We start from the raw sequence: 24060 nt of genomic DNA on the forward strand, positions 1-24060 counted from the left end.
GGCATGAAGGTACTACGCGACATCTCACTGATCTTCAACCGGCAGATGCAGCTGCTGCTGCGCAACCCGGTGTGGATCCTGGTCGGCGTCTTCCAGCCGGTCATGTACCTGCTGCTGTTCGCGCCGCTGCTCAAGCCGGCCCTGCAGGTGCCCACCAACGCCGAGGCGTACGAGATCTTCGTGCCCGGCCTGTTGGTGCTGCTCGCCATCTTCGGAGGCCTGTTCCAGGGCTTCGGCCTGATCGCGGAACTGCGCGCCGGCGTGATCGAACGTTCCCGGGTGACACCGGTCAGCCGCGTCGCCCTGCTGCTGGGCCGCTCGCTGCGCGACGTCGTCTCGCTCATCGCCCAAGCAGTGATCATCACGTTGCTCGCGCTGCTGTTCGACCTGCGCGTGTTCCTGGGCAACCTGCTGCTGGCGTACCTGATGCTCGCCCTGATCTCGCTGATGACGTCGGCGGTCAGCTACGGCGTGGCGCTCGTGGTCAAGAGCGAGGACGCGCTGGCGCCGCTCATGAACACGGTCGCTCAGCCGGTGCTGCTGCTCAGCGGCATCCTGCTTCCGCTCACGTACGCCCCCGGCTGGCTGCAAGGGGTGGCCGACTGGAACCCGTTCTCGTGGGCGGTCAACGGAACGCGCGCCCTGTTCCGCGGTGACCTGGGCGCCCCCGACGTCTGGCAAGGCCTACTGATCATGGCCGTGCTGGCTGTGCTGGCCGTCGCCTGGGCGGCACGCGAGTTCGCCCGAAGCGTCCGCTAGATGTTCCACAGCTTGATGTAGGGCACCTCCATCTCGGCGAGCAGGTTGCGCAGCAGCGGGAGGGACAACCCGATGACGTTGCCGGGGTCGCCTTCGATCCGATCCACGAAGGCGGCCCCGCGCCCGTCCAGCGTGAACGAGCCGGCCACCCGCAGCGGTTCGCCACTGGCCACGTAGGCCGCGATCTCGGCGTCGCTGACCTCGGCGAAATGCACCGTGGTGGCGCCGACAGCCTCGGCCTGCTTGCCGGTGACCAGGCTGGTGACGTGGTGCCCGGTGAGCAGCACGCCGGACTTGCCGCGCATCCGCGTCCAACGGTGGGTGGCTTCCGCGGCGTTGGCCGGCTTGCCGAACACCTCACCCTCGAACTCCAGCACGGAATCGCACCCCAGCACCACAACCCCCGGATCGGCGTTGAGCTGAGCCGCGATGGTGCGCGCCTTCATGCGGGCGAGGGCAAGGCAGAGCGTGTACGCATCCGCAGCCTCGACACCCGACTCATCGACGCCGCTGACCATCACTTCGGGCTCGATCCCAGCCGCCCTGAGCAGCGCACGCCGGGCCGGGCTGGCCGAAGCAAGAATCAACCGGTACGCGATGTCCTTCTCCACAACCAGAGGCTACAAGCACAGACAGAAGCAGAAGCACACACCGAGCGGCGTTTCATGCCCAAACCTCCCGGGGTTTCAGCCCTGCCCGCGCCGCGTCTCAGCTGCGTCCTCGCCGCCGAAGCACGAACACCAGCACCAGAGCGCCCGCCACAACCACGCCGGCCAGCCCCCCGAAGAGCAAAGCCGAACCATTCCCAGCCGGCTCCGCCTCAGCTGCCGGAGCACCCCCAGCCGAAGCCCCCCCAGCCGGTGCGCTGACCGGCGCGCTGGACACCCCAGCACTGACCCCAGGCGAACTGCTGCTGCCACCTTCCAGCGGGGGAACGTCGGCGGTCAGCGCTTTAACGATGTTGAGCCGCCCAAACCCGCACTCATCATCCCGCCCCGGCGGCCCAATATCATCCGCAGTAGCCGTCAGCCGATGGATTACCTCGCGTGCCGAAAGCCCTGGGAACTTGGCCCGGACTAGCGCAGCCGCCCCTGAAACGATCGCGGTCGAGTTGGACGTGCCATTCGATGAGCGATACTTCGTATTCGGAACTGCTGTGATGATGTCAACGCCCGGTGCGCAAATCTGAACCTTCGGATCGGCGACCGAGATCGATGAGTGTTTTCCATTGCGGCCCGTGGCGCCAACCGCCAGAACGCCATCGATGGCGCTAGGATAGCCGATTACTGCTTCAGACGATGCGTTGGCTGCTGCTGCGACTACTACAACGTCGTTTTCGAGTGCATTACGGACTGCATCCTGCAGCGCGAAGGCGGGTCCGGTGCTGGCTGAGACGTTTATGACTTGAGCGTTGTGCTCTGTCGCCCAGGCGATGCCGTCCGCCATCGCCTCGCCTTCGATATTCTTTCCAGTGCGCGAAACTCGTATAGGCAAGATCTTTGAGGCTGGCGCTATGCCTTGCATTCCATCGCCAGGGGTCCGACCGTGTCCCGCAATTAGCGACGCCATTCCGGTTCCGTGGCCGAATTCATCGACTCTGCCGTTCCCTCGGCTGTTGGAGGTTTCATCAGTGCCGTTCAAAAGGTTTCGTTTCAGATCTGGATGAGGAAAAGTGCCGGAATCGACTACGGCAACGACGACGTCGACTCCCGTGCTAATCACGTGCGCTTGAGAAATTTTCAATGTTCGCAAGTACCACTGGCTGTCACGTATATCGTCGGCGCGGGCAACCTCGGCTGGTGTCGCGGCGAACGCAAGAATCGCAATTCCTACGGCCACAGCAAATTTGCGCATGATCCTCAACCGAGACCAATGGCTGGACCCGGATCAATGCGCTGCTGTCGAGGCGGCAGGACTACCGGGGCGACGCCCTCGAGTGTTGCCCACGGATTATCGGGATCCCAGTGCGTTCCAGCCTCTGAGGGATTGTTGCGGTCCATCCGACGGCCGCCCGTTGGGCCGAGAGCCGTTCCGGGGTTGCTGCCAAGGACACCGCGGTTCCCAGGGGTACCGCTAGATGCCCCGCCGCCGATGACGCCGCCAACTGGATTGACTCGGGCTACACCGGAACGAGATGCACCAGGTTGCACTATTCCGGCGCCTGGGGCGCCGCCGATCATTCCGCCTGGCGGCATGACGTGCAGGCTGCCGGCGGCAGTTGAGCGACCGAAGCCCTCCCGGGGAAGTCCCGTGCCACGGTTTAAGCCGGTCGTGGGTGGAACAATGGTCGTGCCGCCAGTCGGCCCGAAGCCAGGTTTCGTCGGCACCAAACCTGCTCCGGAAGACGGGATGAGTCCCGGGTTCGTGATGGGGCCGCTGCCCGGGAGTTGGGAGGGCGGGGTAGGAATTCCGGTTGCTGGCGGCGCGACCGTTTGCGGGTTTGTGCCGCCGAGGATCAGCCCAGGTTGGCTCGTAGGTGAGGTAACGACCGGTTGGGAAGCGGTCGGCGCGGGGAATGGTACCGACGGGCGCGTAGAACTCCCGGAACCGCCCACCGGCTCATAGCTCGGTGTGATCGGTGGGATAGGGGGTGGCACGTAAGTGGTGCCATCGCCGCCAGAAGGCGGGTCCTGTCGAGATTGCCCCGGCTGGTAGAGAGTTGGTGTGCGGACGTTGACTTGGGCTTGGGCTAGGTCGGCGCTTACGCCGTTCAGTAGCGTTACTGCTTTCCTGTGCAGTTCCTCCTGGCGGCCAGGGGCCACCGGGGGCTGCTCGCCGCTCGGGCTGGGACTTGGGGTGGGGCTCGGCTGGCCGCTTGGGGTTGGGGGCTTGGCGTTGTAGGCGGCCAAAGCCTGTTCGTTGGCCGAGTATTCGTGGGCGAGCTCGTCCATTTCCCGCTGAGCGAGGCTGATCGAGAGCGTCGCGGAGGCGAAGGCGTCGTGGTTGGCGAGCGCGGCCTCGTAGGTTTCTTCGAGGTTGGCGATCAGCTCGTTGAGCCGGGTGATGTAGGCCTCGGCGGCGGCGTTCTTTTCCGGGGGCCACGCGGCGGCGAGGTTGTCGCGGTAGTTCTCGACCTGCCAGCGGTGTTCGTTGATGAGGTCGGCCGAGCGTTTCCAGCCCGTCAGCAGCTTGTAGTGCTGATCGGTGTCGGGGTTCTGGATGTAGGCCTGCATGTCCTGCATCGTCATCAGGCCCCAGGGCGTGCCGCCGGCGCCGCCACCGCCTGCTGCGATCAGCATCAGACGTCTCCCTCGCCGGTTGTGCTGGTGGGGTAGTTCGCGGTGGAGCTCTCGGGGATGCCCACCTTGTCGAACGCCTTGTTCACGTCGGCGACGCGCGCGTGGGAGAAGGCGTCGGAACCGCGGTATTTCTCGCTGATGTCGGCGGCGGCCGAGGCGAAGCTCTGTGTGCCGTTCGCGTAGTTGTAGACGTTCTGATGGGTGACGTCCTGCGCCTGGTTGTGCGCTGTCAGGAAGGACGTGAGCTCGACGAACCCGGCCGGCGGATCGGGCAGCGGAGCGCCCATGGACTCGGAGACGCCGGCCATGTGGGGGGCGTAGCTGTCCTGCACGTTGGCGGCCAGTTTGGCGGCGAACTGTTCCATGGCCTGGATGTCGGCCTCGATCGAGCCGAAGTCGGTGGTGCCGTAGTCACGCAGCCAAGCAGGACCGCGGTCCTCCTCCGGAATCATCTGCGCCTCCCCCGAGACCGAGACCGAGAACCCAACACACGTACGCGAAGCGATTGTGAGAGTAGTCGGTTACTGCCAGCGCTGGGGACCCTGTGGACAGTGACGAGCGATGATCTAGCGAGGCAGGGCCGAGGCCCGCCAGGAGCGCGGGGTCATCGACGGGCGTGCGGAGCGGGCCCAGGCTGAGGCCGGTGGCGCGGGTGGTGTGACATCAACTTTGCTGGATGCGGAGAGCAGCACTGTGACCAGCGCGGCCAGCTCCTCGGCGGCCGGTTCGCCGCGCACGACGCTGACCAGCGGTTCCGTATCCATTGACCGAGCGTACGACGTCGTGGGGGTGAACCGGTGACACGCATCCCACACTCGGCTGATCGATTCGCTGTCGCTCGACATGACCGGGTATTTTCTCCGTGATGTCTTCCTCTCCCCCGCTCGTAGTCGCTGACCGTTACCGGCTTGTCGCGCCGCTCGGTCAGGGCGGGATGGGTCGTGTCTGGCGGGCGACCGACGTCGTCCTGCACCGTGAGGTCGCCATCAAGGAGCTTGTGCCTCCGCCCGGCCTGGCCCCCGGCGAGCGGCAGGAGATGCGTGAGCGCTCGCTGCGTGAGGCCCGCGCGATCGCCCGGCTCAACAACATCAACGTGGTTCGCGTGTTCGACGTGCTGCGCACCGACGCCGACCCGTGGATCGTCATGGAGTACGTGCCGTCCCGCTCGCTGCAGGACACGCTCGCCGCCGACGGTCCGTTCAGCCCGGTGCGCACCGCCGAGATCGGGTTGGGTGTGCTCAACGCGTTGCGCGCCGCCCACCGTGCCGGGGTGGTGCACCGCGACGTCAAGCCGGGCAACGTGTTGATCGGGGCCGATGGGCGCGTCGTGCTCACCGACTTCGGGCTGGCCACTGTTCCGGGCGACCCCAACGTCACGCGTACGGGTCTCGTGCTCGGCTCTCCGGCCTACATCGCGCCCGAGCGTGCTCGTGACGGCTCCGCCGGTCCCGCAGCCGATCTGTGGTCTCTCGGCGCCACGCTGTACGCCGCGGTCGAGGGCTCCTCGCCGTTCGCCCGGCCCTCCGCAATCGCCACGCTGGCCGCCCTCGCCACCGAGAACCCGCCGCCCGCGCGTAACGCCGGCCCGCTCAAGCCGGTGCTCAACGGCCTGCTCCGCAAGGACCCGACGCACCGCATCAACGCCGAGGAAGCCGAGCGCCTGCTGCTGCGTGCGGCCGGCCGCCGTTCCAAGCTCAGCTTCCCGATGAGTCCGACGATGCGCCGTCCGGGTGTGGGCCGCGACCGCTCGGCACTCACCGGCGGCACCTCGGCCACTCCGGTTGTGCCCGGTCCGCGGCCCCCGGTCGCCCGGCCTACGAGCCCGCCCGGTCAGCCCCCGATCACTCCGGGTCGCCCGGCAGCCGGCGAGGGCCGGTCGCCGATCTTTGCCCCGGGCAAGGCGCCGGTGGGTCGTTCCAACCCCGAGCCCGTACGTGGTCGCACCACCGAGCCGCCCGTACGGGGTCACACGACTGAGCCGCCCGCCCGCCGCCGGCCCGCTGCCGAGGCGCCCACCCGTGTCGACGGCCCCAAGGTCGACGCGCAGCCCCTGGACGCCACGCGTGTCGACGGCCCCAAGCTCGACGCCACCCGTGTCGACGGGCCGCCGGTTCACGACGACCGCACGACAGTTGTCGGCCCTCCGAGCAACCTTTCCCGTACGTCGAGAGGGGCGCAGGCGGGTTTCACAGCGGCGGACGTCGCGGCGAATCGCCGGAAGAAGGCCGCCCCCGAGCACGAGCGGTCGCTGACCGACGCCACGGCGCTGATCCCGCGCGTGGGCGCCGACGGCCTGCCCACTGAGAGCAGGCAGGACAAGCTGGCGGTCGACCCCACGGCCAGGATCGCGCTCCCGGCGAAACGTCCGTCCGAGCCGGCGCCCAAGCCGCCCGCCGGGGAATCCGCGCCGGCCGCCGGAACCGCGGACGCAGCCGCCCCTGCAGCGGCCCCGGCCGACATGACGACGAAGCTCTCCGAGCCCGCCGACAAGACGCGGAAGATTTCCGAACCGGTCGACAAGACGACGAAGCTCTCGGAACCGGTCGACAGGACGACGAAGCTTGCCGAGCCGGTCGACAAGACCACCAGGATCGCGGAGCCGCCGAAGAAGGCGACCTCGGGCAAGGGGAAGCCGCCGGTCGTGGACGCGACCCAGGTCGTGAGCCCGGCGAAAACCACGCCCGCCAAGTCCGGGCCGGCGACTTCTCAGCCGGCAACGGGTGAGTCGACCAAGGGCGAGCCCGAGCCGTCCGCGGCCGAGTCCCAGCCGTCCAAGTCCGAGGCCCAGGCCAAGTCCGAGGCGCAGGCCAAGTCCGAGACGCAGGCCCAGGCCGAGTCCGAGGGCCAGGGCCAGGTCAAGAGCGGGACGCAGGTCGAGTCCGAGGGCCAGGGCCAGGTCAAGAGCGGGACGCAGGTCGAGTCCGAGGGCCAGGGCCAGGTCAAGAGCGGGACGCAGGTCGAGTCCGAGGGCCAGGGCCAGGTCAAGAGCGGGACGCAGGTCGAGTCCGAGGGCCAGGGCCAGGTCAAGAGCGGGACGCAGGTCGAGTCCGAGGGCCAGGGCCAGGTCAAGAGCGGGACGCAGGTCGAGTCCGAGGGCCAGGCCCAGGCCCAGAGCGAGACGCAGGCCGAGACCGAAGCTCAGGCCAAGACCGAAGCGCAGACCAAGAGCGAGGTCGAGACCAAGGCCCAGACGCCCGCCGCTACAGAGGCACCGGCTGAGGCCGGGTCTCCGTCGGCGCCCGTCGTGGCCGAGCCGACGAAGGGAAAGCGCAAGCCCGCGAGAAAGGGTGTCCCGGCCCGAACGCCTGACGCCCAGCATGAAACCGAGCAGGCGACGAGCGACGAAGAGCCGGAGAACGACCGGGCCGGCAAGACCGCGCGTACGGCCGGTGCCGAGTCGGGCAAGGGCAAGGCCGAGCCCGCACCGGCCGAGAACCAGGCCGACGCGCCCGCGAAGAGCAAGGCTGGGCCGTCGTCAGCAGCTTCCGTCGGCGCCACGGACGGTAAGAGCGAGCCCCAGCCCGTCGTTGAGGGCATCCCCGGGAGCACCGACGACCTGCAGACCGCGGACAAGCCGACCGAGGCCACCTCAGCTGCGGCGAACGCTCCCGAAGCGGGCGCGGACGGGGTGAAGGCCACCGAGACCGACGCGGCGAACGTCAAGACCGAGGAAAAGGTAAGGACGGCCGCCGAGCCGCAGCCGGACGTGGACAGGACGACGACGCTGGCTGCCGCCGCGTTGGCTGACAAGACCACCAAGATCGCGAGCCGGGAGGACAAGCCGGCCGACCTGGCCCCGATCCCGGCGTTCAGCCGCCCGAATCGTCCGGCTTGGGCGCCCATGCCGCACGGCCCGACCCCGGGCATCACCGTCTTCGGCACCCGGCTCACCTACGCCCAGGCCGCCGTCGCCGGTGGTGTTGTGCTGCTGGTTCTCGTGCTGGTGGCGGTCCTCATCGGGCAGTCGTTCGGCGACGACGGCGACACGGACCGGACAGCCGCCGTCACCCCCACCGCCTCGGCCGGCGGCACCAACGGGGGTTCCGCCCCGGGCGCCCCGTCGGACGCGGCCACCACCAAGCCCAGCCCGAGTTCCGCCGCGCCGACGACCACTCCCGCGCTGTCCCTGCCGAGCACCTGGCACCTGTACGCCGACAGCTCCGGCTTCAAGATCCCGGTGCCCAAGAACGCCCGGGTCCAGCACAGCGGCAGCGAGACCAGCTTCCGGTGGAGCAACCGTTACCTGCTCATCGACCAGACGGACAGCCCGCAGCCGGACGCCCTGGAGGACTGGAAGCAGCAGGAGCGTGACCGGGCTGGTTCGGCCTACCGCAACTACCGCAAGGTCAAGCTGGTGGAGGTTGACAACTACTTCAAGCAGACCGCCGACTGGGAGTTCTTCTACACCACGTCGTCGGGCAACGAGCAGCACGCCGTGAAGCGCAACGTCATCGTGAGCGACAAACAGGCGTACTCGATCTCCTGGTATGTCTCGCCCGAGGACTGGGACGATTCGCAGGCCGATCTCAAGCTGATCTATCAGGGATTTCAGCCCAAGAAGTAACTCCGGGGAGTGACAACGGGGATGAATGGGTAGTTCATCCTCTGTCACGGACGGAGGTGCGACATGAACTGCCGACGGTACGGCAGTAAGCCGACAATGCTGCTCTGGTTGCTGGTGGCCATCGCTGACTTGGTCTTTCTCGCCGCCGCGGTCGGCCCGGTGGTCACGACCGCGATCGTCGTCCTGCTGGCGGTGATCACCGCGGCAGTGTTCGCCGTCCGAGTGCCGGCCAAGCGCTCCGTAACGCCCGACCCGATGACCAGGCGCAGAGCGTGACCTACCGGGCCGGTGCGGAGGCGCACAGCGTGGCTGACCAGGCCCGGACAGAGGCGCACAGCGTGATCGGCGACGGCCACAGCCGGATCGGATACAGTTCGGCGCTGTGATCGACGGTGTGACTGACTTCTGGGACAAGCTGCTCGGTGCTCAACCGGACCCGCCCGGTCTGCTTGTGCTGCTCACCGCCCTGGCCGGGTTCCTCGCGGTCTCGTTCCGGCCGGTCTGGCGGGTGGCCCGCAACGCCGTCACGATCGCTCACGAGGGCGGTCACGCGCTGTTCGCGCTGCTCACCGGCCGTCGTCTGCGCGGCATCCGGCTGGAGTTCGACACCTCGGGCCTGACCCTGTCGTCGGGCCGCCCGACCGGTCCCGGCATGATGCTCACCCTGCTCGGCGGCTACATCGCGCCGTCGCTGGTCGGGGTGCTCGGCGCGTGGCTGCTCGGCGGCAACCGCATCACGCTGCTGCTCTGGCTCGCCGTCGCGCTGCTGCTCCTCATGCTGATCAACATCCGGAACCTGTTCGGCGTGGTGTCGCTGGTGATCACGGGTGCGATCGTCTTCGCCGTGTCCTGGTGGGCTTCCCCGGAGGTGCAGGCGGCTTTCGCGTACGCGGGGGTCTGGTTCCTGCTTTTCGGCGGGGTGCGCCCGGTTTTCGAGCTGCAGGCCCTGCGCCGCCGCGGCCGGATGCCCGACTCCGACGCCGACCAGCTCGCCCACCTCACGCACGTGCCCGCCCTGTTCTGGGTCGGCTTCTTCCTGATCGTCAACCTGGTCGCCGTCGTGATCGGCGCTTTCCTGCTGGCCGGCCAGTGGCTCCCCGAACTCAGCGGCCAGTAAGACCCGAACCGGAGCACTCGGTAAGACCCGAGCTAAGCACCCAGTAAGAACTCGGGTTCAGAGCGGGATGTTGCCGTGCTTCTTCGGCGGCAGCGTCTCGCGTTTGGTCCGCAATGTCCGCAAACCCCGGGTGACCTGGGCGCGCGTCTCCGACGGCATGATCACCGCGTCCACATAGCCTCGTTCCGCAGCGATGTACGGGTTGGCCAGCGTGTCCTCGTACTCCTGGATGAGCTCGGCCCGCCGCGCCGCCGGGTCGTCGGCCGAGGCCAGCTCGCCGCGGTAAAGGATGTTGACCGCGCCCTGCGCCCCCATCACCGCGATCTGGGCCGTGGGCCACGCGAAGTTCAGGTCGGCGCCCAGGTGCTTCGAGCCCATCACGTCGTACGCCCCGCCGTAGGCCTTACGCGTGATCACGGTGACCTTGGGGACGGTGGCTTCGGCGTACGCGTAGATGAGTTTTGCCCCTCGCCGGATGATGCCGTCCCACTCCTGTGAGGTGCCCGGCAGGAATCCCGGCACGTCGACGAAGGTCACCACCGGAATGTTGAAGGCGTCGCACGTACGGACGAATCGGGCCGCTTTTTCCGAGGCCGCGATGTCGAGCGTGCCGGCGAGATGCATGGGTTGATTGGCCACCACGCCGACCGGGCGGCCCTCGACGCGCCCGAACCCGACCACGATGTTCTGCGCGTACAGCGGCTGAACCTCGAGGAAGTCGTCCACCACCGTCTCGACAACCCTCTTGATGTCGTACGGCTGATTGGCGGAATCGGGGATCAGTGTGTCGAGCGCCTTGTCGTCTTCGGTGGGCGACAGATCGAGCGGCTTTTCGTAGACGAGCGGGTCGTCGAGGTTGTTGGACGGCAGATAGGAGAGCAACGCCCGCACGTAGTCGATGGCGTCGTCCTCGTCGGACGCCAAGTAGTGCGCGTTTCCGCTGCGTGTGTTGTGGGTGCGCGCGCCGCCCAGTTCCTCGAAACCGACCTCCTCACCGGTCACCGTCTTGATCACGTCGGGGCCGGTGATGAACATGTGCGAGGTCTGGTCGACCATCACGGTGAAGTCGGTGATCGCGGGGGAGTAGACCGCGCCGCCCGCGCACGGCCCCATGATCAACGAGATTTGCGGGATGACGCCGCTGGCCCGGACGTTGCGGAAGAAGATGTCGGCGTAGAGGCCGAGCGCGACGACGCCCTCCTGGATGCGGGCGCCGCCGGAGTCGTTGATTCCGATGATCGGGCAGCCGATCTTCATGGCGAGGTCGAGCACCTTGACGATCTTTTCGCCGAAGACCTCGCCCAGCGAGCCGCCGAAGACCGTGAAGTCCTGCGAGAAGACGCAGACCTGCCGACCGTCGATGGTGCCGTACCCGGTCACCACGCCGTCGCCGTACGGGCGGTTCTTCTCGAGGCCGAAGTTGGTCGATCGGTGCCGCGCCAGCCCGTCGAGCTCGACGAACGAACCCTCGTCGAGCAGCATCCCGATGCGCTCGCGGGCCGTCTTCTTGCCGCGGGCGTGCTGCTTCTCGACCGCCCGGGCGGATCCGGCGTGCACGGCCTCGTCGGTGCGCCGTTCGAGGTCGGCGAGCTTGCCCGCGGTGGTGTGGATGTCGGCCACGACGTCGTCGTCCTGGTGGGTGGTCACGCTGGTCCTCGCGCTTCGCCGGCGGCTGTACTCGTCAGTAATAGATCGTAGTGCGCTACCAGAGGCCATGGCGGCCCGTGCGCGTTTCGCACGCAATGCCCCATTCGTTACCTCTGTCGTGACGAACTGGATGACCGCGGCCGGTATCGCCCTCATCGCCGGAGGGCTCGCCACGCTGATCTGTTTCCGCACGGTGCTCTTCGGCGGGGACAGGCGTCGCAGCCGGGCGGACACGCCGGCCGGCATCCAGCCGAAGTCGCGCCGGGCCAGGGGAAACCGGCGGCGGAACAGGGCGCCGGACCCAGCCCTGCCACCGGCGCGCGCCCTTGGTCCAGCCGAGGAGGAGGACTCACGGAGTGGCTTGGCCCTGATCGGCCTGGCCGACGACCCCGAGCCGGCTTACGCGGACACTGCCGGGCGCTACACCAAAGATCAAGAGCCCTTCCCGTACAGGGCGGAACCGCACCCCGAGGATCAGGAGCCTCTCCCGTACGCGGTTGGGCCACGCACTGAGGATCAAGAGCCCTTCCCGTACGGGGTGGAACCGCGCGCCGAGGATCAGAAGCCTTTCCCGTACGGGGTGGAGCCGCGCGCCGAGGACCATGAGCTTTTCCCGTATCAGGTGGAGCCTGAAATGGACTACGAGCCGGAACCGGAGTCCGTGTTCGGGCCGGTTCTGGCCGAACCGGGGTTCGAGCCCGTCATCAGCCAGCCGGTGACGGCGGAGCCGGTCATGGGCGAGCCGGCCGGCTTCGGGCCGATCACGACCGAAGCGGACGTCTTCGGGCCGGTCATGCACGAGGCTGACGTCTTCGGGCCGCTCATGAACGAGCCGGTCAAAGGGGGATCGGCGAGCGGCGGGCCGGCTGGGTTCGAGCCGGGCGCGCTCCCGGCGTCGGATGCTGTCGAGCCAGCCGTGGGCGAGGCCGCCTACCAGGAGGAACGCTACGGCCACCGGGTCGAGGGCTGGGTTCGTCCGGAGTACCGTCACGTTCCCGAGGAGCCGCCGTCCGGCGAATACTGGACTCCCATACCGGTGGGGCTGGAACCCGACCCCGAGCCCTCGGCCAAGGGGTACGGCTGGCCCATGGCCGTCGAACGTCTGCCTGCCGCCGGGGATTACGAGCCGCCGACCGGATACGACCTGGTCGAGCACGAGCCGACCGAGGTCGTATCGGCCGTGCCGCCCGCCCGGAAGCGGCGTGACCGGGCGCCGGTGGGCGATCGCGCCAACCGCATCCGACTGCCCCGCAACTGGCCCGCGCGCGACGACAAGTATCAGGAGCCGGCCGCCCGAGAGTGGCGTGTCGAGAACGACTCCCCGCCGCGCCGTCGCCGGGTGGACTCGACCCAGAGGTTCGCCGCGGTGACCGACGACCCGCCCGCGGTCAGCCGGCGTCGTCCCCGCCCGCGACCCCGCCCCTCGGCGGAACCCTCCGACCGCAGCACCACGATGTACGTCAGCCGCCACGCCGCCGAACCCCCACCACGCTGACCCGGAACCCGGCCACGTCGTCTCGGCACGTTGACCGGGAACCCGGCCACGCCGTCTCGGCACGTTGATCCGGAACCCGGCCACGTCGTCCCGGCACGTTGACCCGAAGCCCCGCCGCGCCGGGCCTGCCGGGCGTACGGGCCGACGTAGCTGAGGGGCGGGGCTAGGCTCGCTCAATGGCCTCGCCGTTCACGGACCTCGACCGACCTCCGCTCTCCGAGCGCTCCCTGACACGGGCGCTGGTGACGCCGGGCAGCCTGTGGCGGCGTGTCGACCTGCGCACCGAGACCGCCTCGACCAACGCCGATGTCGCCGCCGCGGCTGCGAAGGGGGAGCGCGAGGGCCTGGTGGTGGTGGCCGAGCGCCAGACCGCCGGCCGGGGGCGGCGTGACCGGCAGTGGACGTCGCCGGCGCGGGCCGGGCTCACGCTGAGTGTGTTGCTGCGCCCGGGGCAGGCCGACCGCGAGCGCGGTTGGGCAGCTCTGACACCGGGGTCGTTCGCCTGGCTGCCGCTGCTGGCCGGGGTCGCGCTGCGTGAGGCCGTCGAGCGGGTGGCGGAGGTCGACGCCGCTCTCAAGTGGCCCAACGATCTGATCGTGGGCGGCGGGAAGGGCGCCGGCATCCTGGCCGAGGTGGCGGGCGACGCGGTTGTGGTCGGCGTCGGGCTGAACGTGACGACGCGGGCCGAGGAGCTTCCCGAGACCACTGGGCTGCCCGCGACCTCGCTCAAGCTGGCCGGTGCGGCGGTCACCGACCGCGACCCCCTGCTGCGGGCGCTGCTGCGCGGCTTCGCGTCCTGGTACGCGGGCTGGCGTGAGGCGGGCGGCGATGCCGAGATGTCGGGCCTGCTCGCGGCGTACCGGCGTGGTTGCGCGACGATCGGCCGGCAGGTGCGGGTGATGCTGCCCGCGGGTGCGACGCTGGCCGGCGAGGCGACCGGGGTGGACCGGGACGGCCAATTGATCGTCCGAGCGGAGGACGGCGCGGTGCATCGTGTCTCGGCGGGTGACGTGCTGCACGTACGCTGACCGCGTGGCGTTCCCGGACGAAGTGCTGGCCGACGAGGAAGAGCTCGTCCTCCACCTGCATCCTCACTGGAAAGTGGTTCTGCGCCCCGGCCTCTTGGTGCTGCTCGCGGTCGTGGTGACCGCCGTGGCCTGGGTGATGCTGCCCAGCACCGAGGGCGGGCTGATCGCCTTCCTGGTGGTCGCGGCGATCATGGCCTATCAGGGCATCCGGTACGGGGTGGCCCCGCTGGTGATCTGGCGGTGCACCCATTACGTGCTGACCGACGAGCGGATCCTGCTGCAGGACGGCGTGATCGCCCGGGAGCGCCGGGACCTGCCGCTCAACCGCATCAACGATCACGTCGTGACGCAGTCGGTGCTGGACCGGCTCTTCGGCTCGGGCACGCTCAAGATCGACTCGATCGGGGAGCAGGCCGTGGTCCTCGCCGCCGTGCCCCGGGCGCAGAGTGTGCAGACGCTTCTGTACGAGCTGATCGAACAGGACCGCCTGCGTCACCCCGAGGACGAGGAAGAGGAGGAGACGGAAGAGCCCGAGGTGCCCGTACAGCGGAAGGGGTTTTTCCGGAGGAGGCCCGCGCCTAACGGGAGGGCTGCGGATCCTCGGCGCTGAGTTCGGCCAGGCCGGCCACCGCGTCGAGCTCGGCGAGGTCGGCCTCGTGACCGTCGACGGGCGGCTTGAGGAAGACGAACGTGCGGTAGGCCCAGAACCGGAAGATTGTGGCGATCGCGATGCCGACGAGGGTGACCGCCATGAAGGCGACCTCGTCGTGCTGCTCGGTCAGCCCGAAGCCGTACTTGCCGATGGCGATCGATCCGGACTGGATGACCATGCCGACGAGGTTGAAGCCGAAGAACAGCGTGTACTCACGCCGCAGCGCCGTACGGCTGTGGTTGCGGTAGGTCCAGTACCGGTTGGCGAGGTACGCCAGCGTGGTCGTCACGACGGTGGCGATGACACTCGCCTTGACCGCGCCGATGGGTAGCGCGACCCACGTGATGGCCATGTAGAGCAGCGTGTTTCCGGCGCCGATGACCCCGAAGGCGAGGACTTCCGGGGCGAGACGGCGCAGGTGATCCGTCAGCTCACGTGCTGAGGGCATTGGGCAACCTTACGGGAGAGGGGGCGGTTACGCCGTGTCACGAGCGGGGGAAGGTGGCGGCGTCACACCGGCCGCGTGGTGCTCCTGTCGTGAGGGCGTGCCCGGCGGGGCCGATGCCGGGAAGACGAACCGGCGATACGACCAGAAACGGAACAGCGAGCCGGCGGCGGTGCCGACCAGCTGTCCTGAGATGTTGTCCGCGAGCTGGGTCTGGAAGATCGGGGAGAGCTGTCCGAGACCGTAGTGACTGATCGCCAGGCAGGCGAGCCCGATGCCCAGGCCTATGGCGTTGAGCACGAAGAACGTCGTGTACTGCCGGGCCATGTGGGTGTGGGCGCGGTGACGCCACGTCCAGAACCGGTTGCCCGCGAACGCGAAGGTGGTCGCGATCACGGTCGAGACGGTCTTGGCGATCAGGGTCTCGAAACCGGAGTGCAGCAGCACATTGAAGATCGCGACGTCGATCGCAAACGCGACGCCGCCCACGGTGCCGAACTTGCCCAGCTCACGGATGAGCGCCCGGAACCGGGAGCGCAGGCCGGTGGGCTGCGTCGCTGAGGCTTCGGGCACGCTTCCGAGAGTACCGGGGGTAGTCACGGGCCGCCGTTTTCGATGGCGAGTCTTAACCGCCGGATCCCGCATGGTGACGCTGCCGGTACGGAGGGTGGATCTCGCTGATCTCGGCGATCTCCGCCACTCTCTTCCGGCACTCACCGCACCACCTCAGATGTACGCGCATTCGATTGTTGTCCCGAGGGGCGAGGCGCCCGCGCAGGTGCGCCCCGAGCCGGTCGCCGGTCCAGCGGCACTCCGGGTGCTCGGCCGTCGTCACGTGCTGCTGCAGGTAGAGGCTGCGCAGCCCCTCCCGTGCGCGGTGGGCCAGGACCGCGACCGCGTTGGGCGTCATGCCGAGCGTCCCGGCGATCTCGGCCGGGCTGTTTCCTTCAACGGCGGTCTGCCACAACACGTCACGCCAGCGCTCGGGGAGTTGGCGGAAGGCGGCTGCCGCGTACGTGCGCTCCAGGCGGTCCAGCGCCGGGTCGGTGTAGGGCTGGCCCTCGTCGTACCGGGAAAGGTCGTCGGTGAACTCGAGACGCCGGTCACGCCGGGCGCGGTGGTAGCAGACGTGCCGCATGGTCGTGTGCAGGTAGGCGCGGAAGGCGACCAGGGGGCCGCGGCCGGCGCGGAGCGAGGCGAACACCTTGGCGAACGTCTCGGCCACCAGGTCGTCGACATCGGCCGGATCGCTGACCAGCCCGTACGCGAGCTGGCGGGCCGCACCGCGATGCCGCTCGTAGAGGGTCCCGTACGCCGCGGTGTCGCCGGCCCGGACCGCAGCCAGGAGGTCGGTGTCCGGTGAGTCGTTGTCCGGCATCGTCATTCCTGCCTCCTGCGGCGGGAGTAAGAGGAAAGCCCGATACCAACCAGCTTAAGGCGTTAGGTCCGTTTTGCGAAAGTCGACCGCTCGGGGTCCAAGCCGGTCTTTGCGCGAAACTGCACCGTTTTGTGAAGGATCGATCGTGTGCACGCACCGACGCCGATGATTGTGCGGTTATCCACAGCAACAGCCGATGAACTGAACGTGTTGGCGGCTTAGGCTGAGCCCACTCCACCCAAGACCGAGGCCGGCGCCTACCGGCCTTTGTGGTCATTGGTCAGTGCCGACCGAAGGAGAACGCCTTGACCCAGCCCACCGAGCACCGTCGCCTTCTCGCCTGGATCGAGGAGGTCGCCGCCCTGACGACCCCGGATCGCATCGTCTGGTGCGACGGTTCGCGGCAGGAGTGGCACGACATCACCGATGCCCTGGTCACGTCGGGCGCGCTGGTCCGTCTCGACCCGGAGAAGAAGCCGAACTCGTTCTGGGCCCGCACCGACCCCGGCGACGTCGCCCGCGTCGAGGAGCGCACCTTCATCTGCTCGGCCGACGAGTCCGACGCCGGTCCCACCAACAACTGGATGGATCCGGCCGAGATGAAGGCGACGATGACGGATCTGTACCGGGGGTGCATGCGCGGCCGGACGATGTACGTGGTCCCGTTCTGCATGGGCCCGCTCGACGCCCCGCAACCCATGTTCGGCGTCGAGCTGACCGACAGCCCGTACGTGGTGGCCAGCATGCGCATCATGACGCGGATGGGCTCCGCGGTGCTCGAGGCGATGGGCGAGGACGCCGACTTCGTGCCCGCGCTGCACTCGGTGGGCGCGCCGCTCGAACCCGGTCAGCCGGACGTGGCCTGGCCGTGCAACGAGACCAAGTACATCTCGCACTTCCCCGAGACCCGCGAGATCTGGTCCTACGGCTCCGGCTACGGCGGCAACTCGCTGCTCGGCAAGAAGTGCTACGCGCTGCGGATCGCCAGCGTGGCCGCCCGCGACGAGGGCTGGCTGGCCGAACACATGCTGATCATGAAGTTGACCTCGCCCGAGGGGCAGGTCCGCTACATCGCCGGTGCGTTCCCCTCGGCGTGCGGCAAGACCAACCTGGCCATGCTCGAACCCACCCTGCCCGGCTGGAAGGTCGAGACGGTCGGCGACGACATCGCCTGGATGCGGTTCGGCCCCGACGGCCGGCTGTGGGCCACCAACCCCGAGTACGGCCTGTTCGGCGTGGCGCCCGGCACCGACTTCCGCACCAACCCCAACGCCATGCGGACGCTCGCCCAGGGCAACTCGGTCTTCACCAACGTGGCCCTGACCGACGACGGCGACATCTGGTGGGAGGGCATGGGCGAGCCCCCCTCGCACCTGACCTCGTGGCGCGGCGAAGATTGGACCCCCGGCTCGGACGCGCCGTCGAGCCACCCCAACAGCCGGTTCTGCACCCCCATCGAGCAGTGCCCGATCCTGGCCGACGAATACCACGACCCGCGCGGGGTCCCGATCGACGCGATCCTGTTCGGCGGCCGTCGCAAGACGACGGTCCCGCTGGTCACCGAGGCCCGCGACTGGGTGCACGGCGTCTACCTCGGCGCGACCCTGTCCAGCGAGACCACCGCGGCCGCGGTCGGCCAGGTCGGTGTCGTACGCCGCGACCCGATGGCGATGCTGCCGTTCATCGGCTACCACGCCGGCGACTACTTCCAGCACTGGATCGACATGGCCAAGGGCGCGTCCGGCGACGCCGCCCGGCTGCCGAAGATCTTCTACGTCAACTGGTTCCGCCGCGACGACGAGGGGGGCTTCCTCTGGCCCGGCTTCGGCGAGAACAGCCGCGTCCTCAAGTGGATCGCCGAGCGGCTCGACGGCAAGGGCGAGGCGGTCGAGACCGCGATCGGTCACGTGCCCACGGTCGCGGCGATCGACCGTACGGGCCTGGACCTCAGCGACGAAGCTCTCGAGGCCGTGCTGCGGGTCGACCGCGACGAGTGGCTGGCCGAGATCCCGCAGGTCACCGAGTGGTTCACCAAGTTCGGCGACAAGCTCCCGGCCGTGCTGTGGTCGGAGCTCGACGCCCTTCGGGCCCGCCTGTCGGAATGATCGCAGCCCGTTCCGGGTAGTCCGGCGAACAGCAAGGGCGGCCACGCCTGGTGACCGCCCTGCTGTTCACCACGGCCGCCGCCCCATAGGCTTCTCTCTGTCTTCCTCAACAGGAATGTCCGAGAGTGCTGACCTTTGATGTCGTGGTGGTGGGAGCGGGGCCGGCGGGGGCCGCTGCTGCTCTGGCGGCGCGGCGTGAGGGGGCCACGGTCCTGCTGCTCGATCGGTCCGACTTCCCGCGCGACAAGCCCTGCGGCGACGGCATAGCGTCCGAGGCCGTAACCGTCCTCAATGCACTTGGCGTGCACGGCGTCACCGACGGCTATCCGCCTGTCGAACGACTCCGCCTCGTCGCCCCCGGAGGCGCAGCCGTCGCCCGTTCTCTGCCCCGCCCGGCCCACACCGTGCCGCGCCGGGTCTTCGACGAGCGTCTCGTCCGGGCCGCCGTGGCCGCGGGCGCCGACCTGCGCCGGCACACCGTCCGCGAGGTCCACGACGACGGCACGGGTGTCACGGTCGACGGCCGGTTCCGGGCCGCCGTGCTCATCGGCGCCGACGGCGCACAGTCAGTGGTGCGGCGGGCGCTCGGCCACGCCGTCAACCCGCCCGGCCACCTGGCCGTCGCGATTCGTGGCTACGCCCCCACGACCAACACCTCCGAGCAGGTCATCGTCACGACCGAGCAGCGCTGGCCGGCGTACGCGTGGGAGTTTCCGCTCGGCGACGGCACCGCCAACGTCGGCTACGGCGAGGTGCTGCGAGGTGCGCCCCTGTCGAAGAGCTACCTGCGGGACCGCCTCGACCAGCTGATACCGGGCAGTCGGCCGGGCGTGGTCCGGGGTCACCACCTGCCGCTGTCGACCCGGCGGCCGTCACCCGTGGTGGGGCGTGTCCTGCTGGCCGGCGACGCGCTCTCGTTGATCAACCCGTTCACCGGGGAGGGCATCTTCTACGCCGTTCTTTCCGGCTCGCTCGCCGGGCAGGCGGCCGCGCGAAAGACCGACTACCGCCGCGCTCTGCGTCACCGGCTCGGCCGGCACCTGCGGCATTCGAGCTTCGCGGCCCGGCTCACCCGTCACTCGGGGGTGGTCGACGCCGCGGTGGAGGCGGCTGCCCGGGACGCGGCGGTGTTCGACCGGATGGTGGAACTGGGCCTGGGCGACGGGGTTTTCGACCTTCGCACTATCGGGCGTATCGCTTCGCGGTTAGGTCACCGACACCCGGCCGCCCCTTGAGTCGCCACCCGTGAGGGCTAGGGTTTGAGGCGATGAGTCTGCGGTCCTTGATTGTTACTCCGTTCTACCGTCTGTATGAACGGCGGCTGGCCGGCAAGCTGGCCGGTAAGCCTGTGCCCCAGCACGTCGGCGTCATGTGCGACGGCAATCGTCGTTGGGCTCGCGAGATGGGCTTCGTCGACCCCAACGACGGCCACCGTGTCGGCGCGGCCCGGGTCAAAGAGCTGCTCACCTGGTGTGACCAGGCCGGCATCGGGCATGTCACGCTCTACCTGCTGGCCACCGACAATCTGCGTCGCCCGGCGGCCGAGCTCGACCCCCTGCTCAAGATCATCGAGGATCTGGCGACCGAGCTCGCCGAGGACGGCAACCCCTGGCGGCTGCGCATGGTCGGCGCGCTCGACGTGCTGCCCGCGGCCACGGCCGTCGCGCTCAAGGCAGCCCAGGAAAAGACCCGCGACCGTACGGTGGGGGTCGAGGTCAACATGGCGGTGGGCTACGGCGGCCGTCGTGAGATCACCGACGCGGTCCGTTCGCTGCTGCACGAGCAGGCCGCGGCCGGGCGCACGATCGAGGAGATGGCCGAGATCCTCGACGTCGAGCACATCGCCGAGCACCTTTACACCCGCGGCCAACCCGACCCCGACCTGGTCATCCGCACCAGCGGCGAGCAGCGGCTCTCCGGGTTCCTGCTGTGGCAGTCGGCGCACTCGGAGTTCTATTTCCACGACGCGAACTGGCCCGATTTCCGCCGCATCGACTTCCTGCGGGCGCTGCGGTCGTACGGGAACCGGCAGCGCCGATACGGAGCCTGATCAGAACTTCCGAAGGCCCTCGGTGAGGAAGGCCGCCACCGCGTCGGGCGACTCGAGGGTCAGGTCGGCGGCGCTGGACACCTCGGCGCCGGTCTCGGGGTTGGCCACGGCCACCGCGACCCCGAAGAACGACGGGTCGACGGCCTCGCGGGCGCGCAGCGCGTCGAACGCCTTGATGTCGGACATGTCATCCCCGAAATACCACGCACAACCGGCGTTGCGGACGCCCTCGGTGATGACCATGCCCTTGTCCTGATCGACGGGGGGCTTGAGCTCGACGACCATGCGACCGGCCTGGACGCGCAGCCCGAGACGCTCGGCCTGCTCGTGGCCCCAGCGCTCGACCCTGGCCGCCTCGGCCGGAGCGGTGCGGTAGTGCAGGGCCACGGAGAGGCGCTTGTACTCGACGAGGACCGGCGCCGGCAGTTCGGCCCTGGCCAGCTCGGCCAGGTCGGCCATGGCGGGCACCCAGGGCAGCGCGGCCGGCTCGGTGACGACCTCACCCTCGTGCCACACCTCGAGGCCGTAGAGCCCGTAGAGGTCGACGCCGTCGAGCGTGGAGAAGCGGGAGCGCAGGAAGCTGACCGGGCGCGCCGAGACGATGGCGACCCGCTGCACGACCTTGGCCAGCCGCTCGAGGACGCCGAGGACGGCGGGGGCGGGCTGCGACGCGTCCGGGTCGTCGGTGACCGCGGAGAGGACGCCGTCGAAGTCGAAGAAGAAGGTGGTCGACGCGGCTCGGCCGGCGGTGAACGCCCAAGCCTCGTCGATGCTCAGCGGATGGGTCGGACGCGGAGTCTGTGCCACGTGGTCAGATTACCCGCCCTAAGTCGGGTTTCATGCCGGCAAAATCAACCGAGAGTTCAGCGTCACCCGTTTTTTGCGTACTACCGCGTAGCGGAGTTGACCGCTAGCGTCTGAGTCATGGCACGGGGTCGTCCCGAGCCAGCCGGCCGGCCCGGACCTGCGACAAGTGCGCCACGGGGCCCCGCAATCCGACCCCGTGCTCAAGAGACGGGCGCCGGAGGTGGCGGACCGCGGGCGTACCGGGTTGCACGCCCGCCGCTGGAGCAGGCCTGTGACATCTCGCCGATCTGACGCCGACGTCTCTTCCCGCGACGCGGCCGTCGAAGTCTCCACGAGTCGGGCCCGAGCGGGACGGCAGTCCCGTGACAGGCACGCTGACGCTGAACCGGCCCCCGAGGGCCGTGTTTTCGTTCTGGACACTTCGGTCCTGCTGTCCGACCCGGCGGCCTTCCGCCGGTTCACCGATCACGAGGTGGTGATTCCCCTCGTGGTCATCTCCGAGTTGGAGGGCAAGCGTCACCACCCCGAACTGGGCTGGTTCGCGCGGCAGTCGCTGCGCTTCCTCGACGAGTTGCGGATCAAGTACGGCCGGCTCGACCACCCGGTTCTCTGCAACGACGAGGGCGGCACGTTGCGGGTCGAGCTCAATCACGCCGACCAGAGCGTGTTGCCGCTCGGCTTCCGCAACGACTCGAACGACACGCGCATCCTGTCGGTGGCTCTCGGGCTCACCGCCGAGGGGCGCGAGGTCACGCTGGTCAGCAAGGACATGCCGCTGCGGGTCAAGGCGGCGTCGGTGGGCCTGACGGCCGACGAGTACCGCCACGGCCAGGCCAGCGATCCGACCTGGACCGGCATGGCCGACCTCAAGCTGGGGGAGGACCAGGTCAACGCCCTGTACAGCGGCGAGGAACTGGAGCTGGAGGACGTCGAGCACCTGCCGTGCCACACGGGCCTGGTGGTGCACTCGCCACGCGGGTCAGCGCTCGGCCGGGTCACTCCCGACAAGTCCGTACGGCTGGTGCGTGGTGACCGGGAGGCGTTCGGTCTGCGCGGCCGCTCCGCGGAACAGCGGGTCGCGCTCGACCTTCTGCTCGACGAGTCGATCGGCATCGTCTCGCTCGGCGGCCGGGCCGGCACCGGCAAGTCGGCGCTCGCGCTCTGCGCCGGTCTGGAAGCCACCATGGAACGCAACCGTCACAAGAAGGTCATCGTCTTCCGTCCCCTGTACGCCGTGGGCGGCCAGGAGCTCGGTTACCTGCCCGGCACCGAGAACGAGAAGATGTCGCCCTGGGCGCAGGCCGTGTTCGACACCCTGGGCGCGGTGGTGCACGCCAACGTGGTCGAGGAGGTCATGGCCCGCGGGATGCTCGAGGTGCTTCCGCTGACCCACATCCGCGGGCGCAGCCTGCACGACGCGTTCGTGATCGTGGACGAGGCGCAGTCGCTCGAACGCAACGTGCTGCTGACCGTGCTGTCGCGCATCGGCCAGGGTTCGCGGGTGGTGCTCACCCACGACGTGGCGCAGCGGGACAACCTGCGGGTCGGCCGGCACGACGGTGTCACGGCGGTGATCGAGGCGCTCAAGGGCCACCCGATCTTCGCGCACGTCACGCTGACCCGTTCCGAGCGGTCGCCGATCGCCGAGGTGGTCACCGACCTGCTCGAGGAGATCCCGATCTGACGGAACTGTGCGTCACGAGGGGAATCCGTGCGGTGAGCAGGGATTCCCCTCCTGATGACGCGACTTCCGGGGCTTTTCACCCGGTATGCCCGGCAACTTTCTGTGAGCAAGTTCACAAGACCGCCCCGCCATTTCACATCCTCTTCACGGTGAGCCATGGTGGCTGACGAGCGCCATGCGTGATCGCCGGGGTCGTAGATCGACTTCGCCCACGGTTCCGGCCCGGTTGGGCCGCGGTGCTCGCGGTGTGCACGACCGCCATCCCCCGGCGGTGTGTGGCCGCGTCATTGCCCCCGACGAAGGGAAACTTCGTGAATCGGCTCTGGAGCCGGGTCGGAGTACGAGTCACCTCGGTCAGCCTGTTGGCAGTGGGCGCGGCCGGCGGTATCTATCTCGGACAGGACCGGGAAGTCCAGCAGCGGAGCGCCGAAGCGAGCGTCGTCGCGCAGGTCGCGGTCGACAACTCGCAGCTGCTGAAGCAACGTCAGGCCGAGCATGCCGCCGCTCGGGCGTTCCAGCGTCAGACCGAGGCCAACGCCGCCGAGAAGGCCGCAGCCGCCGCCAAGGCCGCCGCGGGCAAGGCGCACACGGCCGAGCGCAAGGTGATCGCCGAGAAGAAGGCGGCTGCCGAGGCTGCGGCGAAGAAGAAGGCAGAAGAGGAGGCCGCCGCCAAGGAGTCGGACTCCGACTCGGGCAGCACGCCGGAGTTCGACGGCGACATCCCCGCCTCCTGCGACGAGTACAGCGGCAACCGCGCAACCGGTTGCGCGCTGATGCTTGAGGCCGGCTTCAAGATCTCCCAGTTCTCGTGCCTCGAGAAGCTGTGGAAGAAGGAAAGCGGCTGGAACCACAAGGCCACCAACAAGAGCTCGGGCGCGTACGGGATTCCCCAGGCCCTGCCGGGCAAAAAGATGGCCTCCGCCGGCAGCGACTGGAAGACCAACCCGGCCACCCAGATCGAATGGGGCCTCGGCTACATCGAGGGCCGCTACGACACCCCCTGCGGCGCGTGGGCGCACTCGCAGGACGTCGGCTGGTACTAAGTAGACAGCACGGAACGGGCCGCGCGGCTGATCGCGCGGCCCGTTTT

The 24060-nt window shown here is 68.9% G+C and carries 22 protein-coding genes and 1 pseudogene; 13 read left to right on the plus strand and 10 right to left on the minus strand.

Going from position 1 to position 24060, the window contains the following annotated elements:
• Window positions 1–3 precede the first annotated feature (3 nt).
• A complete protein-coding gene (locus C8E87_RS19530) occupies window positions 4–759 on the plus strand; it encodes an ABC transporter permease (protein ID WP_133874426.1) in 756 nt (251 codons plus the stop codon).
• On the opposite strand, the gene C8E87_RS19535 is transcribed toward C8E87_RS19530, so the two are convergent.
• From C8E87_RS19535 to C8E87_RS19555, 5 genes are all read right to left on the minus strand, one after another.
• A complete protein-coding gene (locus C8E87_RS19535) occupies window positions 756–1370 on the minus strand; it encodes a Maf family protein (protein ID WP_133874427.1) in 615 nt (204 codons plus the stop codon). The genes C8E87_RS19530 and C8E87_RS19535 overlap by 4 nt on opposite strands.
• A gap of 97 nt (window positions 1371–1467) precedes the next feature.
• Window positions 1468–2613 (minus strand): S8 family serine peptidase, encoded by a 1146-nt coding sequence (locus tag C8E87_RS19540; RefSeq protein WP_133874428.1) that lies wholly within the window; start codon window positions 2611–2613, stop codon window positions 1468–1470.
• 5 nt (window positions 2614–2618) lie between these two features.
• Window positions 2619–3998: a hypothetical protein gene (locus C8E87_RS19545; protein WP_133874429.1), complete on the minus strand. Its 1380-nt coding sequence runs from the start codon at window positions 3996–3998 to the stop codon at window positions 2619–2621.
• On the minus strand, window positions 3998–4450 hold the full coding sequence (locus C8E87_RS19550) for a hypothetical protein (protein ID WP_133874430.1): 453 nt from the start codon (window positions 4448–4450) through the stop codon (window positions 3998–4000). The genes C8E87_RS19545 and C8E87_RS19550 overlap by 1 nt, the downstream gene beginning before the upstream one ends.
• Window positions 4451–4564: 114 nt before the next feature.
• On the minus strand, window positions 4565–4762 hold the full coding sequence (locus tag C8E87_RS19555; RefSeq protein ID WP_133874431.1) for an acyl-CoA carboxylase subunit epsilon: 198 nt from the start codon (window positions 4760–4762) through the stop codon (window positions 4565–4567).
• Window positions 4763–4863: 101 nt separating this feature from the next.
• Between C8E87_RS19555 and C8E87_RS19560 the strand changes: the two are divergent.
• From C8E87_RS19560 to C8E87_RS19570, 4 genes and pseudogenes are all read left to right on the plus strand, one after another.
• Window positions 4864–5985, plus strand: a pseudogene (locus C8E87_RS19560) (serine/threonine-protein kinase); the annotation flags it as partial.
• Between the two features lie 1854 nt (window positions 5986–7839).
• Window positions 7840–8562: a serine/threonine kinase C-terminal domain-containing protein gene (locus C8E87_RS47095; protein WP_498371095.1), complete on the plus strand. Its 723-nt coding sequence runs from the start codon at window positions 7840–7842 to the stop codon at window positions 8560–8562.
• A gap of 63 nt (window positions 8563–8625) precedes the next feature.
• On the plus strand, window positions 8626–8838 hold the full coding sequence (locus C8E87_RS19565; RefSeq protein WP_133874432.1) for a hypothetical protein: 213 nt from the start codon (window positions 8626–8628) through the stop codon (window positions 8836–8838).
• Between the two features lie 106 nt (window positions 8839–8944).
• Complete coding sequence (locus C8E87_RS19570; RefSeq protein ID WP_133874433.1) at window positions 8945–9679, plus strand: M50 family metallopeptidase; 735 nt, start codon at window positions 8945–8947, stop codon at window positions 9677–9679.
• A 57-nt stretch (window positions 9680–9736) separates the two neighbouring features.
• Here C8E87_RS19570 and C8E87_RS19575 read toward each other — a convergent pair whose 3' ends face one another.
• Complete coding sequence (locus tag C8E87_RS19575; protein WP_438866182.1) at window positions 9737–11482, minus strand: acyl-CoA carboxylase subunit beta; 1746 nt, start codon at window positions 11480–11482, stop codon at window positions 9737–9739.
• Between C8E87_RS19575 and C8E87_RS19580 the strand changes: the two genes are divergently transcribed.
• The 3 genes from C8E87_RS19580 to C8E87_RS19590 all read left to right on the plus strand — a co-directional run bounded on the left by C8E87_RS19580 (window position 11445) and on the right by C8E87_RS19590 (window position 14459).
• On the plus strand, window positions 11445–12821 hold the full coding sequence (locus tag C8E87_RS19580) for a hypothetical protein (protein ID WP_133874434.1): 1377 nt from the start codon (window positions 11445–11447) through the stop codon (window positions 12819–12821). The two genes, C8E87_RS19575 and C8E87_RS19580, sit on opposite strands and share 38 nt — an antisense overlap.
• 176 nt (window positions 12822–12997) lie before the next feature.
• Window positions 12998–13849 carry a biotin--[acetyl-CoA-carboxylase] ligase gene (locus C8E87_RS19585; RefSeq protein WP_133874435.1) on the plus strand — a complete coding sequence of 284 codons (852 nt, stop codon included), beginning with the start codon at window positions 12998–13000 and terminating at the stop codon, window positions 13847–13849.
• A 4-nt stretch (window positions 13850–13853) separates the two neighbouring features.
• The gene (locus C8E87_RS19590; protein ID WP_133874436.1) at window positions 13854–14459 is read left to right on the plus strand and encodes a PH domain-containing protein; all 606 of its coding nucleotides are present in this window, start codon (window positions 13854–13856) and stop codon (window positions 14457–14459) included.
• Here C8E87_RS19590 and C8E87_RS19595 read toward each other — a convergent pair.
• From C8E87_RS19595 to C8E87_RS19605, 3 genes are read right to left on the minus strand one after another with little or no spacing between them, the layout of a single operon-like run.
• The gene (locus tag C8E87_RS19595) at window positions 14428–14949 is read right to left on the minus strand and encodes a GtrA family protein (protein ID WP_133874437.1); all 522 of its coding nucleotides are present in this window, start codon (window positions 14947–14949) and stop codon (window positions 14428–14430) included. The two genes, C8E87_RS19590 and C8E87_RS19595, sit on opposite strands and share 32 nt — an antisense overlap.
• 27 nt (window positions 14950–14976) lie before the next feature.
• Entirely contained in the window at window positions 14977–15519 is a 543-nt protein-coding gene (locus tag C8E87_RS19600; RefSeq protein ID WP_438866078.1) for a GtrA family protein, read from the minus strand.
• 52 nt (window positions 15520–15571) lie between these two features.
• A complete protein-coding gene (locus tag C8E87_RS19605; RefSeq protein WP_133874439.1) occupies window positions 15572–16330 on the minus strand; it encodes a sigma-70 family RNA polymerase sigma factor in 759 nt (252 codons plus the stop codon).
• Window positions 16331–16629: 299 nt separating this feature from the next.
• On the opposite strand from C8E87_RS19605, the gene C8E87_RS19610 reads away from it, so the two are divergent.
• From C8E87_RS19610 to C8E87_RS19620, 3 genes are all read left to right on the plus strand, one after another.
• Window positions 16630–18429 carry a phosphoenolpyruvate carboxykinase (GTP) gene (locus C8E87_RS19610; protein ID WP_239079816.1) on the plus strand — a complete coding sequence of 600 codons (1800 nt, stop codon included), beginning with the start codon at window positions 16630–16632 and terminating at the stop codon, window positions 18427–18429.
• Between the two features lie 128 nt (window positions 18430–18557).
• Window positions 18558–19664: an NAD(P)/FAD-dependent oxidoreductase gene (locus tag C8E87_RS19615; RefSeq protein ID WP_438866183.1), complete on the plus strand. Its 1107-nt coding sequence runs from the start codon at window positions 18558–18560 to the stop codon at window positions 19662–19664.
• 32 nt (window positions 19665–19696) lie between these two features.
• Complete coding sequence (locus C8E87_RS19620) at window positions 19697–20479, plus strand: isoprenyl transferase (RefSeq protein ID WP_133874441.1); 783 nt, start codon at window positions 19697–19699, stop codon at window positions 20477–20479.
• Here the strand turns inward: C8E87_RS19620 and otsB are convergent, their stop codons facing one another.
• Window positions 20480–21286, minus strand: a complete 807-nt coding sequence (gene otsB / locus C8E87_RS19625; RefSeq protein WP_133874442.1) for a trehalose-phosphatase — start codon at window positions 21284–21286, stop codon at window positions 20480–20482.
• A 271-nt stretch (window positions 21287–21557) separates the two neighbouring features.
• Between otsB and phoH2 the strand changes: the two genes are divergently transcribed.
• The gene (gene phoH2 / locus C8E87_RS19630) at window positions 21558–22970 is read left to right on the plus strand and encodes an RNA 5'-3' helicase PhoH2 (protein ID WP_133874443.1); all 1413 of its coding nucleotides are present in this window, start codon (window positions 21558–21560) and stop codon (window positions 22968–22970) included.
• 311 nt (window positions 22971–23281) lie between these two features.
• Window positions 23282–24013 (plus strand): aggregation-promoting factor C-terminal-like domain-containing protein, encoded by a 732-nt coding sequence (locus C8E87_RS19635; protein ID WP_133874444.1) that lies wholly within the window; start codon window positions 23282–23284, stop codon window positions 24011–24013.
• The last annotated feature ends 47 nt before the right edge of the window (window positions 24014–24060 follow it).

Source organism: Paractinoplanes brasiliensis, assembly GCF_004362215.1.
GTDB classification, from domain to species: Bacteria; Actinomycetota; Actinomycetes; order Mycobacteriales; family Micromonosporaceae; genus Actinoplanes; species Actinoplanes brasiliensis.